Below are 12,460 nucleotides of genomic sequence, written 5' to 3' on the forward strand. Positions count from 1 at the left end.
TCATCCGATCGAAATGACAGCCCGGGCACCGTCGCGGCGCCCGATGATGTTCAGCAGGTTGGAAAGGGCGGCTTCGCTGCCGGCGGCCGCGCGCGCTTCGCCGCGAAAGCGTGCGCGGCGGGCCTGCCAGGTGCCGCTGCCGAGCAGCATCAACGAGCCGTCGAGGGTTGACAAGGTGAGCTCGGCGCCGGGGCCGGCTGGTGCACCGGCGACCGCGAGGCGATAGCTGCCGAGCGGGGCCAGCGTGACGAGGCGCGACGAGACGTCGAGCAGCTCGAGCTCGGCGCGCCCGCTGAGATGCCAGCTGCCGTTGCCGGTCTCGATGCCGATGCCCGTCGGTGCCACAAGGCGCAGCGTGCCGGCGAGGTCGAGCGTGTTCCAGGGCGTGCCGAGGCCGGCGAGCCAGTTCGCCGGCCATTGCGCCACCCAGCCCGGCGTCGGTGCGAGGGTGGCGACCATGCCGCCCATGCGCGGCTTGACGCGCAGCGCGACGTCGCCATTCAGGCAGCAGGCGTGGCGCACGATCAGCTCGAAGCCGTCGATGCGGGGCTTGAGCGACCACTCGAGTCGCCCCGGCAGCGAGCGTGCGTCGCGGCTGCCGGGGCCGCCGGTCAGCACCGCGATCGCGCTGCCGGACCAGACGCTGCCGCGGGCGTCGGCGAGCTGCACGTACCCGTTGGTGCGCGCGGCGACCGCGCTCGCCAGCCACGAGGCCGGCGCGAACGCGAGCACGCCGACCAGCACGCCGAGCGCGACGCCGACGAGCGCCCACCGCCGTGCGGCGCTCGGCGGCCGTGCGGCGCGCGGGGCGCGCGCCGTGCCCAGCGGCGCGAGACCCGGCGTGGCGGCCGGGCGGCGGCGAAGGGCTCGCATCACGGGGCGTTGCCCAGCGTCACGGTCAGGCTGCCGTTGTAGCCGCTACCGGCGCGCACGAGCTGCATCTCGACCGGGCGGGCGCGGGCGGCGCTGCGCACCTCGGCGAGCCAGCTGCGCAGGTCCTCGCTGGTCACGCCGGTGAGGGTGACGATCGCGCGCTCGCCTTGCAGCGAGAGCCGCGCCCGCTTGCCGAGCCGCTCGGTGGCGGCAGTCAGCGCCGCCGCGGCCTGGCTCGCGCCGACCGGCGGCGCCTGGCGCAGCTCGGTCACTTCCGCGGCCAGGCTGCTGAACGTCAGCAACTGCTGGTCGAGCTGGTCGAGCTGCGCGGGCGCGCTGCGGATCGTGCGCCAGGCGGGCTGCACGGCGATCAGCCACACGATCGCGATGCCGACGACGCTCGCGCCGATGCTCAGCATCTGCCGCTCGCTCGGCGTGCGGGCCAGCCACGCCGCACGCGCCTGCTGTGCGAGCGTCGGTGCGCCGTGGGACTCGGCGGCGGGGGCGGCGGTGCTCATCGGCAGGCTCCGGGAGGTGCGAGAGGCCCCGGCACCGCGCTGCGAGCGGTGCCAGAGGTCGGGGCTTTCATGCAGGGATGTCGGTGCGGGCGCGGGTCAGGGAAAGACGTCCCTCGGCGGCGTCGACGCGCCAGCCGCCCGCACGCAGCAGGCTCCGGAACTGCTCGATCTCGGCTTCGGTCCAGCCCTGCGCGGCGAGCGTGAGCTTGCCCGGCTCGAAGCGCACGCTCTCGACCGGCGGACGCGCCGCCGGCCAGGCCGCCGCCGCCGCCTGCAGCATCGGTTCGAGGTCGGCGTCGCCCGGCCGACCCGCCAGCGTGCGCAGGCTCTGCACCTCGCGCTGCATCACGGCGGCGGCGTCGCGCTGCACGTCCTGCTCGCTGACGCGCGGAAAGGTGGTCTTGACCAGCGTGCGCAGCGCGCTGCGCCGGCTCTCGACGGCGTTGCGCTGATGCCAGGCCCAGGCATTGAGGCCGACCAGCTGCAGCACGACGAGCGCCGCAAGGCCGACGCGCACCGGGCGCCAGCGCGCGCTCAGGAATTCGCCGAACGCGCTCCGCAGCGCGCGTACGCCGCGCGTCTTGCGCGCCAGGTCGAACTGCAGCAGGTTCCAGCGGCTGCGCGCCGCGCCGACGAGGCGCGACTCGATCGGCAGCACCGGTACCGGCGCGCCGAGCCATTGTTCGGCGGCTTCCACCGCCGCCGGCGCGGCGCCCCAGCGCGTGCCTTCCGGGACCGGCTGCGGGACGAGGGCGCGCGCGAGGCCGCCCTGGAGACGGACGGTGGCGACGCCGTCGGCGTTCGACCAGGTGAGGGTGGCGTCGCCCGCGGGCGTGTCGGCGCCTTCGGGGACGTCGAAGTAGCCGGTCGGCGGCTCGTCGGGCCACGCCATCGGGACGGCACGGTCGACCAGCACGCCGGCGTCCTGCAGGCGCGCGATCTCGCGTTGCAGCCAGTCGCGGTCGAGCGCGGCGACCCAGGTCGGCTGGCCGACCGCGGGCGCCGGCTGCAGCGCCAGGTGGACCGCGTCCGGATCGTCGAGCAGGTCTTCCTCGAGCAGCCCGACCAGCGCGGCGCGCAGGCGTGCCGCGGGCGCCTTGGGCAGCGTGATGCGGTGCCAGCTGACGTCGCCTTCGCTCAGCACGGCGACCACGGTCGTCGCCTTCGGCAGCTCGCCGGCACGCCCCGTGCCGTGCGCACCGACGCTGACGCCGTCCGGGCTCGTGACGTAGAGGTACTCGGCGGGCCGTTCGAGCTCGTCGACGGAGTTCGCCGGCAGGCGCGCGCGCACACGCTGGCGCGGAGGGATGCGGACGATCAGGGTCGACATGAAGCGTGCGATTGTAGGTATCGCGAAAGGGCCCACGGATGCGGTCCGACCCGGGTGGCGCCGAACGGTCGGAAGCTGCGGCGCCGTGGGGTTGCGGAAGGCGTGACCGGCGTTCCGACGGCACATGCGCCGGGCGCCGCGTCGGCTGCCGCGCCGGCGTACACGGCAGCCGCGCTCACTCGCCGACCGCGAGCTGCTCGCGGCGCAGCACGACCACCGTGCCGGCCGGGCCGAGACCCCGGCGTTCGACCAGCGTGCGTTGCTCGAACACGCGCTCGCCGAGGCGCAGCCGGCCGTGGACTTCGAAGAACGCCGACTCGAAGCCGAAGCGCGACATCGCCGCCGGCACGCCTTCGAGGAAGGGCTGCAGCTGCCCGGCGGCGCGGAACGGGGTGCTCTGGCGCACCTCGGCGATGCGTTCGGCACGCGCCGTGTCGATGGTCGGGAACATCGACGCGATCAGCTGCACTGGCGCGGTGTTGATGTTGACGAGGGTGCGGCGCGGCAGGATCACGACGTACGGCTCGAGCGCGCGCACCGCTTGCGGCGACACGCCCAGCCAGGTGAGCTGGGCCACCGCGCGCGGCAGGAGCGGCGGGTTGTCCGAGACGACGGGCCGCGTCGACGACGCGCCGAGGGCCGGCGCCCCGGCGCCGGTGACGCTGGTGACCGCGCTCGCCGCATCCGCCGAGCCGGGGGTGCCGGGCACCGCGCTGGCGGCGTCGCCGACGCCGATCGCGCCGGCGCCGAGGCTGGCGTCGACCCAGCGCGACGTGATGAAGCGGCCGAGGTCGGCGCCGAGGCCGATCCGCTCGCACAGCTGGTTCAGCGTGGTGGCCTCGATCGGGTCGGGCGTGCCGTTGGCGTCGATCAGGCTCGTGAGGTTGAAGCGCGACTGCGCGTCGGTGATCACGCCCGAGATGAAGCCCTCGGCGACCTCCTCGATGTTCTGCTGCTGGTCGGCGGCGAGGAAGGTCGAGAGGCGCGCTTCGGCGAGCGGCGTCGCCCAGACGTCCATCATCGAGTCGACGCCCGGGATCCGCATGTCCTCGCGCAGGATGAGGCGCGACCAGTCGACCGCGGCGCTCAGCACCCAGCCGGCCTGGGTGCGCGTGCGCTCGGCGGCTTCGACCTGCACCGCGCGCCACTGCTGCCAGACCATCGCCCCCGCGAGCGTCGAGACCAGCACCACGACGATCATCGCGGTGAGGAGCGCGGCGCCGCGCTGGCGCAGCGCCGCCGCGCCAGCGCTACGGCGGCCGAGCCGGCGCGGGCCGATCGAGGCGAGATGCCGCGTCATGGCGCCACCAGCGTGTCGCGCACCACTTCGCCCTCGTAGCCCATCCCGGGAACGAAGCTGAGCACCAGGCGAACGCTGGGCGGCAGACCAATGCGTGACGACTGGCAGTTGCTGAGGCCGTTGCTCTCCATGACGAACACCTGGCGGGCGGCGACGCCGCCGAGCGCGAGCAGCTCGGCCGGGTCGCCCGGCTGGACCAGCTGGCCCTGCGCCCAGCGGGCGCGCAGCTCGTTGACGGTGCGCGTCGGCGTGCTGGCCCAGCGCGTCCACGCGAAATCGGCCTGACCGACCGGACGCAGCATCCAGACCACGACCTGCACGCCGTCGGGCGTGCTGCGGGTCAGGCGTACCGCGGCGCCGTCGCAGCTGAAAGCCGGCACCACGACGCTCTCGTGGATGGCCGCGAGGTCGCGCTCCCACTGGCTGATCACAGTGTGCAGGCGCAGCGTGCGCTCGAGGCTGACCTGGCTCGAGTCGCGCGCACGCACCACGCCGTCGACGCCTTGCCAGGTCATCATCGCGATGATCGCCATGATCACCAGCGCGACCAGCACCTCGACCAGCGTGAACCCGCGCGCCGCCGCGCGACCCGCGGCGCTCACAGGACGGTGAGCAACGTGAGCACCGGGCGTCCGGCATCGTCGACGATGGTGACGTCGACGCGGCGGAAGTTCGGGTTGGGTGTCGAGCGCACGACGCGATAGCCGACATAGATGCGGCCGAGCTGGCTGCAGCTGAACTGGCCCTCGACCGGGCGCTGGCCGCGCACCTTGAGCTGCGCGAGCTCGTTGTCGGCGCACCATTGGGCGGCGACAACTTCACCGAGGCGCTGCGCGCTGTCGGTCAGCGAGCCGGCGGCGCGGATGCCTGCGCCGAGGGTCACCGCGACGATGGTGAGCGCGACCAGCACCTCGACGAGCGTGAAGCCGCGCGCCGGGCGCATCACCGCGGAATCTCCGAGGCGGCGCTGATCACGAACGGCCCGAGGCCGTCGGTCGTGAGCATGAGCTGGCGGTCGTGCAGGCGCAGGACGACGCGCTGCGGCGGGATCATCGGCTCCGGGCCGAGCACCACGACCGGCTGGTCGATCACCTCGGCAACGACCTCGCCGTCGAGCCAGCGGGTCGGGAACTCGATGCTGCGCGGCAGCCCCAGAAACTGAAAGCCCACCGGCAGCTGATCGCTCTGCTCGGGCGCCGCACCGGGGCGCCAGACCGCCACCCGACCGGAAGCGCGCGACTCGGCGCGGCCCCATTCGAGCAGCGCGGCGAGGCGCGCCGCCTCGCGTTCGAGCTGGGTCTCCGACGCGTCGCGCAGGTTGAGGCTGACCACCGCCGCGGTGACGCCGATGATCACCAGCACGATCATCACCTCGATGAGCGTGAAGCCGCGCGCGAGCGCGCGGCGACCGCGCACGGCGGGCGTCAGCCGCGTGCCGGCCGCTGACCCGCCTGCGGCGGCGATGAGAGGCGTTCGGCTACTGCCAGGAGCCGACATCGGCGTTGTTGCCTTCGCCACCCAGGACGCCGTCGGCGCCGAAGCTGTAGACGTCGATCTCGCCTTTCAGGCCCGGGTTCGAGTACTGGTACGGGCGGCCCCATGGGTCGTTCGGCAGCTTGTCGAGGTACGACTTCCAGTTGTTTGGGATCGGGCCGCTCGTCGGCTTGGCGACCAGCGCCTGCAGGCCCTGCTCGCCGGTCGGGTAGCGCATGTTGTCGAGCTTGTAGAGCTTGAGCGCCTGCATCAGGTTGTTCACGTCGGTGCGGGCGGCGGTCACGCGGGCGTCGTCGGCGCGCTCGATCAGGTTCGGCACGATCAGCGACGCCAGGATCCCGATGATCACCAGCACGACCATGATCTCGATCAGCGTGAAGCCGCGGCTCGCCGCACGCGCGACCCGGCGCGTCAGCGTGGCCGGACGCACGGATGCGTCGACGCGGACCTCGGGTCCGCCGCACTCGACAAGGTGCGACGGCGGACGAAGGACTGGATTCATGGCGGGATCAGGACCGATCGACGGAGGTCTCGGTCGGCAGTGGGGGCGAAGCGCTGAATGATAATCGGCGCATGTTGGCCCGGATTTCAGCCTTCCTCGTGTGGGCATTGGTGGCGGCGACCGCGGTGTTCTGGGGTCTTCGCCTGTTCGCCAAGCCTGCGGCGACGCCGCCGCATGTCGTGGCCGTCGCCCCGTCGGCGGGAGGCGCCGACCTCACGCGGCTGTTCGGCGCGCCGCCGCCCGCGCCGCTGCCGCAGGTCGCGAGCGTGCCGGCGAGCTCGCGCTTTCGCCTGCTCGGCGTGATGGCGCCGCGCGGCGCCAAGACCACCACCGATTCGCGCTACGGTCTCGCGCTGATCTCGATCGACGGCAAGCCGGCGCGCGCCTATCGCGTCGGTGCCCGGGTCGAGAACGATCTGGTGCTGCAGTCGGTGGGCTGGCGCAGCGCGGCGATCGGCGGCGCCGGGCAGCCGCCCGCGGTGCTCGAGCTGCCGCTCCCGACGCCGCCGAACACCGCCACCTCGCTGCCGCCGGTCGGCTCGAGCGTCGCCGCCCCGATCGCGGTGCACGGCAGTCCCGTGGTGCCCGGCACCCCGCCCCCGCAGCCATACATGGCGCCGCCGCCGCAACCCTACGTGCCGCCGGCGCAACCTTACGTGCCGCCGGCGCCGGCCGTCGTCGCGCCGCCGCCCGTGGTCACGCCGCAATCGATGCCGCAGGAGCCGCAGGACAGCATGAACGAGAACGGCAACAGCAACGGGAACTGATTTTCGTGGACCGGCGGTCCCGGACAATCCGTGCGGTTGCTGGTCTGGAGCGGCGCCCGGTGCGGGCCGGATCGGCGGCTACTTCAGGAACAGGCGATACGCCGGGTTGTCGGTCTCGTCGGCGCAGGGATAGGCCAGGCCGTCGAGGAACGCACCGAACGATGCGTGGTCGGCCTCCGGCACCTGGATGCCGACCAGGATGCGGCCGTAGTCGGCGCCCTGGTTGCGATAGTGGAACAGGCTGATGTTCCAGCCCGCCGGCATGCTCGAGAGGAACCGCATCAGCGCCCCCGGGCGTTCCGGAAACACGAAGCGGTAGAGCCGCTCGTCATGCGCGAGCTCGCTGCGCCCCCCGACCATGTGGCGCACGTGCTCCTTGGCCAGGTCGTCGTCGGTCAGGTCGAGCGTCTCGAAGCCGTGCTCGACAAAGTTGCGCGCGAGCCGCGTCGATTCGGTTCGGTCGGCAGTTGCGATGCCGACGAAAACGTGCGCCACCTTGGCGTCCGAGATGCGGTAGTTGAACTCGGTGACCGCCCGCGGGCCGACCACCTCGCAGAAACGCCGAAAACTGCCGCGCTCCTCGGGAATGGTCACCGCGAACAGCGCTTCGCGCTCCTCGCCGACCTCGGCGCGCTCGGCCACGAAGCGCAGGCGGTCGAAGTTCATGTTGGCGCCGCTCGTGATCGCGACGAAGGTCTTGTCGCGCACGCCGTGCTGGGCGACGTACTGCTTGATCGCCGCGACACCCATCGCGCCTGACGGCTCGAGAATGCTGCGGGTGTCCTGGAACACGTCCTTGATGGCGGCGCAGACCGCGTCGCCGTCGACCGCGACGTAGTCGTCGACCAGTTCGCTGGCGAGGCGGTAGGTCTCGGCGCCGACGACCTTGACCGCGGTGCCGTCGGCAAAGAGGCCGACTTCGTCGAGCTGCACGCGCGAGCCCTCGCGCACCGAGCGCAGCATCGCGTCGGAGTCGTTCATCTGCACGCCGATCACGCGGATGTCGGGTCGCACCGCCTTCACATAGGCGGCGACGCCGGCGATCAGGCCGCCGCCGCCGATCGGCACGAAGATGGCGTCGATCGAGTCGGGGTGCTGGCGCAGGATCTCCATCGCGATGGTGCCCTGGCCGGCGATCACGTCGGGATCGTCGAACGGATGGACGAACGTCAGGCCCTGCTCGGCGGCGAGGGTGAGCGCGTGACCGTAGGCGTCGGAGTAGCTGTCGCCGTGCAGCACGACCTCGCCGCCGCGGCCGCGCACCGCGTCGACCTTGACGCTCGGCGTGGTGTTGGGCATCACGATGAGAGCTCGGCAGCCCAGGCGGCCTGCAGCGAGCGCGACCCCCTGCGCATGGTTGCCGGCCGACGCGCAGATCACGCCGCGCTGCAGTTCCTCGGGGCGCAGCTGCGCCATCTTGTTGTAGGCGCCGCGCAACTTGAAGCTGAACACCGGCTGCGTGTCTTCCCGCTTGAAGTACACCCGGTTGGCGAGCCGCTTCGAGAGCTCGCTCGCGAGCTCGAGGCCGGTCTCGATTGCGACGTCGTAGACGCGCGAAGTGAGGATCTTTTGCAGGTAGTCCGAAAGGCCGAGCGCGCGCGGCGCGGCGGCGGCAGGAGCGGTGGGTTCGGTTGCGCTCGGCGTCATGTCGTTCTCCGTGCAGGCGCGGAGCGCGCCGCATCTTACGTGGCGCGCCGTCACAACTACGGTCCGCCCGGGGACCAAAAGAAAAAAGCCCAAGGCATTGCTGCCTTGGGCTGAATCCACCAATGGAGGAGGTGGAGGAGACAACCGGTCGGGGCCACGCATTTCGAAGGCTGCGTGTGCCGGGAATCTGCTGTCAACGCTGGAGGCGAGTGTAAGCGCGATATTGCTGCGCCGCAATATCGCTTCCCGACGAACGGCTTTATGGCGCCCCCGAACGACGGGGCGGCGATGCCCGGGAGCGCTCGCGCGGCTCCGCGCACAATCCGGTTCGTCTCACTGCGGGCGCCGCAACGCCCCTCGTCGTCATGGAATGCACGATCAACTGGCTCCCGGCAAGCGGGATGGCGTTCGCGGCCGAAACCGGCAGCGGTCACGTCCTCGTCATGGACGGTGCGCCCGATGGTGGCGGGCGCAACCTCGCGCCGAGGCCGATGGAGACGGTGCTCGCCGGCACCGGCGCGTGCACCGCGTACGACGTCGTGCTCATCCTCAAGCGGGGTCGCCACGCCGTGCGCGGCTGCCAGGTCAAGGTGACCGCCGAGCGCGCGACGGAGGACCCGAAGGTCTTCACGGCGATCCACATGCACTTCGTCGTGACGGGCAAGGCGTTGCCGCCCGAGGCGGTCGAGCGTGCGGTGCGCCTGTCTCACGAGAAGTACTGCTCGGCGAGCAGCATGCTTGCAAAGACGGCCGAGATCACGACGAGCGTGACGATCGAGGCGGGCGAGTAGGCGCCGCTGCGAGGCGCCGGTTGCGCAATCCTGCGGCTGCGGCCGCAGGCCGCGTCAGAGGTGGTGCGCGGTCGTCGTCATGACCTTGGCAGCGCCGCGCATCGCCCAGCGCACCGGCGCCGGCAGGCGCACACCGCCGGCGCGCTCGGCGGCTGCACCATGCCGCGCCTCGTCGTCCTTCATCTGCTGGACGATCGCACGCGAAGCAGTGTCTGCGGCGGGCAGCCGTCCGAGATGGCTTTCCAGGTGCTGCTCGACCTGGCGCTCGGTTTCGACGACGAACCCGAGGCTGACGCGGTCACCGGCACGCGCCGCCAGGAGCCCGAAGCCGAAGGCACCCGCGTACCAGAGCGGGTTCAGCAGGCTCGGCCGTGCGCCGAGTTCGCGCAGGCGTTGTCGGGTCCACGCGAGGTGATCGGTCTCGTCGCGCGCCGCGGTTTCGAACTGGCGCCGCGTCGTGTCGCCGCGCGCGGCAAGCGCTTGCGCGGTGTACAGCGCCTGCGCGCAGACCTCGCCGACGTGGTTGACCCGCATCAGCGCGCCGGCTTCGCGACGTTCCGCGCCGCTGAGCCCGACCGCGTCGCCTGCCGCACCGGCGCCGGCGGGGTACGGCCGGGCGGCGTGATCGGCTCCCGTCAAGGAGCGCAGGGCCCGCTCGACGACCGTCAGCAGGCGATCGGTCGGCGTGAGTTCGGGTCGGGTCGGCTGCATCGCCCCAGAATACCGGAACGGGTCCTGCCTAGGCGCTGCAAGCCGCCTCGACTCGCTCGAACAGCGCCGGCTTCACCCGCCAGTTCTCGTTGTGCCCAGACAACACAAGCGCCTTTTTTGGGAGGCAACGCTTTCCAGCCCCCCGGCCCTCTGGTGCAATACACACAACTTCCGCTGAGGGGGTTGCGCCTGATCTGCCCACCGCAGGTGATTTCGTGATCGGGACCTCTTGTTCAACCTAGGAGATAGTTGCAATGAAAAAATCTCTGCTCGCCCTTGCTGTTCTGGGCGCCTTTAGTGGCGTCGCCTCGGCGCAATCGTCGGTCACCCTGTACGGCACGATCGACCTGGCTGGTCGTTACGTCAAGAACGAAGGCAGCAACCGCCGTTTCAGCCTGGCTTCGGACGGCCTGAACAGCAGCCAGCTCGGCTTCCGTGGCGTCGAAGACCTCGGCGGCGGCCTCAAGGCCAGCTTCGTTCTTCTGGCCGGCGTGAACGCCGACAGCGGCACCGCCAACGGCAAGTTCTGGAACCGTCGTTCGACCGTCAGCCTGTCGAGCAACGCCGGCGAAATCCGCCTCGGCCGTGACTACACCCCGACGTTCTGGAACCTGACCCTGTTCGATGCCTTCGGCACCAACGGTCTGGGCAATTCGCTGAACACCGCCCAGCGTCACCCGGGCACCCGCCAAGACAACACGATCCAGTACTTCCTGCCGTCGAACCTCGGTGGCTGGTACGGTCAGTTCATGGCTGGTACGAGCGAAGGCGCCACCTCGGGTGACCGTCCGGCCCGCTACCTTGGCGGCCGCGTGGGCTTCGCCGCGGGTCCGTTCGACGTCGCTGTCGCCGGTGCCCAGATCCGCTATCGCGGTGCCTCCTTCAATGGCTGGACCGCTGGTGCCCCGGGCGGCGCGATCACGAACGACGACCAGAAGTCGATCAACGTCGGTGCCTCGTGGAACTTTGGCTTCGCCAAGCTGATGGGCTACGTCGACTACGAGCGTCTGGACAACGCCGCTGACGACCGCGAACTGCGCGGCTCGATCAGCGCGGTCATCCCGTTCGGCCAGAGCGAAGTGCACGTCGGCTACGACCGCAGCCGTCTGCGTCGTGACGGCGCCGGCACCAGCACGGCTCAGCAGCTGAAGGCCAGCTACGTGTACAACCTGTCGAAGCGCACCGCGGTGTACGGCACGGTTTCGTACCTCGACAACAACCGCAACGCGGCCATGTCGATCGCTCCGGCGAGCGGCACGAACGCCTCGACGGGCAGCCAGTCGGCGACGGCTCTGCCGAGCACCGGCGGCGACTCGCGTGGTGTCGAGTTCGGTGTTCGTCACTTCTTCTGATCGGACGCCTGCCTCGCGCAAGCAACCATCGGTTTGAAGAAAGGCCGCCTCCGGGCGGCCTTTTCTTTTTGGGAGAGTACAGACGCGGCGACGAGGCACCGACCCGGGCATCCCCTGCTGACGCGAGGCCCCGCTTTTGCTTTGATGCAGCCTGATGCTTGCTTTCGTTCTCCGTCGCCTCGCGCAGGCCGTCGTCGTGATGCTGACGGTTGCCTTCATCGCCTTCATGCTTTTCCAGTACGTGGGCGATCCGGTCACCAACATCCTCGGGCAGGATGCGACGCCCCAGCAGCGCCAGCAGCTGCGCAGCGACCTCGGCCTCGACCGCCCGTTCCCGGTGCAGTTCGCGCGCTTCGTCGGCAATGCGGTGCGCGGCGAGTTCGGCCTCAGCCTGCGTCAGGGGCGCAAGGTCTCGGGTCTGATCGTCGAGCGTCTGCCCGCGACGCTCGAGCTGTCGCTGCTGGCTGCGTTGCTCGCGCTGCTCGCCGGCATTCCCATGGGCGTCTATGCCGCACTGCGACGCGGCTCGTTCGTCTCGCACGCGCTGATGACGGTCTCGCTCGTGGGCGTGTCGCTGCCGACGTTCCTGATCGGCATCCTGCTGATTCTCGTGTTCGCGGTCACGCTCAACTGGCTGCCGAGCTTCGGACGCGGTGAGGTCGTCTCGATCGGCGGCTGGACCAGCGGCCTCTTCACCGTCGACGGCTGGAAGCACCTCATCCTCCCGGCCGTCACGCTCGCGATCTTCCAGCTCACCCTGAGCATGCGCCTCGTGCGCTCCGAGATGCTCGAGGTGCTGCGCACCGACTACATCAAGTTCGCGCGCGCGCGAGGGTTGTCGGATCGCGCGGTGCACTTCAAACACGCCCTCAAGAACACGCTGGTGCCGGTGATCACCATCACCGGGCTGCAGCTCGGTTCGATCATTGCTTTCGCGATCATCACCGAGACGGTGTTCCAGTGGCCTGGCATGGGGCTGCTCTTCATCCAGGCGGTGAGCTTCGCCGACATCCCGATCATGGCGGCCTACCTGTGCCTGATCGCGCTGATCTTCGTCCTGATCAACCTGATCGTCGATCTGCTCTATTTCGCGGTCGATCCGCGCCTGCGCATCGAGCGGGCGGCGGGCGCGCACTGATCCCCACCCATCCTCGACCTCGGTGCGACGCACCCAA

14 protein-coding genes are annotated in these 12,460 nt (G+C 70.9%); 4 read left to right on the forward strand and 10 right to left on the reverse strand.

What is annotated here, in order from left to right; all coding sequences use genetic code 11:
- The 8 genes from gspN to gspG all read right to left on the reverse strand — a co-directional run bounded on the left by gspN (nt 1) and on the right by gspG (nt 6,017).
- Entirely contained in the window at nt 1-873 is an 873-nt protein-coding gene (gspN, locus tag HQN59_RS07540; RefSeq protein WP_176067734.1) for a type II secretion system protein N, read from the reverse strand.
- Nucleotides 873-1,391: a type II secretion system protein GspM gene (gene gspM, locus HQN59_RS07545; protein ID WP_176067735.1), complete on the reverse strand. Its 519-nt coding sequence runs from the start codon at nt 1,389-1,391 to the stop codon at nt 873-875. Before gspM ends, gspN begins: the two co-directional genes overlap by 1 nt.
- Before the next feature lie 67 nt (nt 1,392-1,458).
- A complete protein-coding gene (gene gspL / locus HQN59_RS07550) occupies nt 1,459-2,721 on the reverse strand; it encodes a type II secretion system protein GspL (RefSeq protein ID WP_176067737.1) in 1,263 nt (420 codons plus the stop codon).
- A gap of 175 nt (nt 2,722-2,896) precedes the next feature.
- Entirely contained in the window at nt 2,897-4,021 is a 1,125-nt protein-coding gene (gene gspK / locus HQN59_RS07555; protein ID WP_176067739.1) for a type II secretion system minor pseudopilin GspK, read from the reverse strand.
- Nucleotides 4,018-4,623, reverse strand: a complete 606-nt coding sequence (locus tag HQN59_RS07560; RefSeq protein WP_176067741.1) for a prepilin-type N-terminal cleavage/methylation domain-containing protein — start codon at nt 4,621-4,623, stop codon at nt 4,018-4,020. Before HQN59_RS07560 ends, gspK begins: the two co-directional genes overlap by 4 nt.
- Nucleotides 4,620-4,964, reverse strand: a complete 345-nt coding sequence (gene gspI, locus HQN59_RS07565; protein ID WP_176067743.1) for a type II secretion system minor pseudopilin GspI — start codon at nt 4,962-4,964, stop codon at nt 4,620-4,622. Before gspI ends, HQN59_RS07560 begins: the two co-directional genes overlap by 4 nt.
- Entirely contained in the window at nt 4,964-5,437 is a 474-nt protein-coding gene (locus HQN59_RS07570) for a pilus assembly FimT family protein (protein WP_342451151.1), read from the reverse strand. Before HQN59_RS07570 ends, gspI begins: the two co-directional genes overlap by 1 nt.
- Before the next feature lie 61 nt (nt 5,438-5,498).
- Entirely contained in the window at nt 5,499-6,017 is a 519-nt protein-coding gene (gspG, locus tag HQN59_RS07575; protein WP_176067747.1) for a type II secretion system major pseudopilin GspG, read from the reverse strand.
- A gap of 71 nt (nt 6,018-6,088) precedes the next feature.
- Between gspG and HQN59_RS07580 the strand changes: the two genes are divergently transcribed.
- Nucleotides 6,089-6,784, forward strand: a complete 696-nt coding sequence (locus HQN59_RS07580; RefSeq protein ID WP_176067749.1) for a type II secretion system protein N — start codon at nt 6,089-6,091, stop codon at nt 6,782-6,784.
- Nucleotides 6,785-6,862: 78 nt separating this feature from the next.
- On the opposite strand, the gene ilvA is transcribed toward HQN59_RS07580, so the two are convergent.
- The gene (gene ilvA, locus HQN59_RS07585; RefSeq protein WP_176067751.1) at nt 6,863-8,431 is read right to left on the reverse strand and encodes a threonine ammonia-lyase, biosynthetic; all 1,569 of its coding nucleotides are present in this window, start codon (nt 8,429-8,431) and stop codon (nt 6,863-6,865) included.
- 365 nt (nt 8,432-8,796) lie between these two features.
- Between ilvA and HQN59_RS07590 the strand changes: the two genes are divergently transcribed.
- Nucleotides 8,797-9,222, forward strand: coding sequence for an OsmC family protein (locus HQN59_RS07590; protein WP_176067753.1), 426 nt, complete (start codon nt 8,797-8,799; stop codon nt 9,220-9,222).
- 54 nt (nt 9,223-9,276) lie between these two features.
- Here the strand turns inward: HQN59_RS07590 and coq7 are convergent, their stop codons facing one another.
- Nucleotides 9,277-9,933 (reverse strand): 2-polyprenyl-3-methyl-6-methoxy-1,4-benzoquinone monooxygenase, encoded by a 657-nt coding sequence (gene coq7, locus HQN59_RS07595; RefSeq protein WP_176067755.1) that lies wholly within the window; start codon nt 9,931-9,933, stop codon nt 9,277-9,279.
- Between the two features lie 254 nt (nt 9,934-10,187).
- Between coq7 and HQN59_RS07600 the strand changes: the two genes are divergently transcribed.
- Both HQN59_RS07600 and HQN59_RS07605 read left to right on the forward strand, forming a co-directional pair.
- Nucleotides 10,188-11,285 (forward strand): porin, encoded by a 1,098-nt coding sequence (locus HQN59_RS07600; protein WP_176067757.1) that lies wholly within the window; start codon nt 10,188-10,190, stop codon nt 11,283-11,285.
- A gap of 154 nt (nt 11,286-11,439) precedes the next feature.
- Nucleotides 11,440-12,423, forward strand: a complete 984-nt coding sequence (locus HQN59_RS07605; RefSeq protein WP_176067759.1) for an ABC transporter permease — start codon at nt 11,440-11,442, stop codon at nt 12,421-12,423.
- The last annotated feature ends 37 nt before the right edge of the window (nt 12,424-12,460 follow it).

It is taken from the genome of Rhizobacter koreensis, assembly GCF_013366375.1.
GTDB classification, from domain to species: Bacteria; Pseudomonadota; Gammaproteobacteria; order Burkholderiales; family Burkholderiaceae_C; genus Schlegelella_A; species Schlegelella_A koreensis.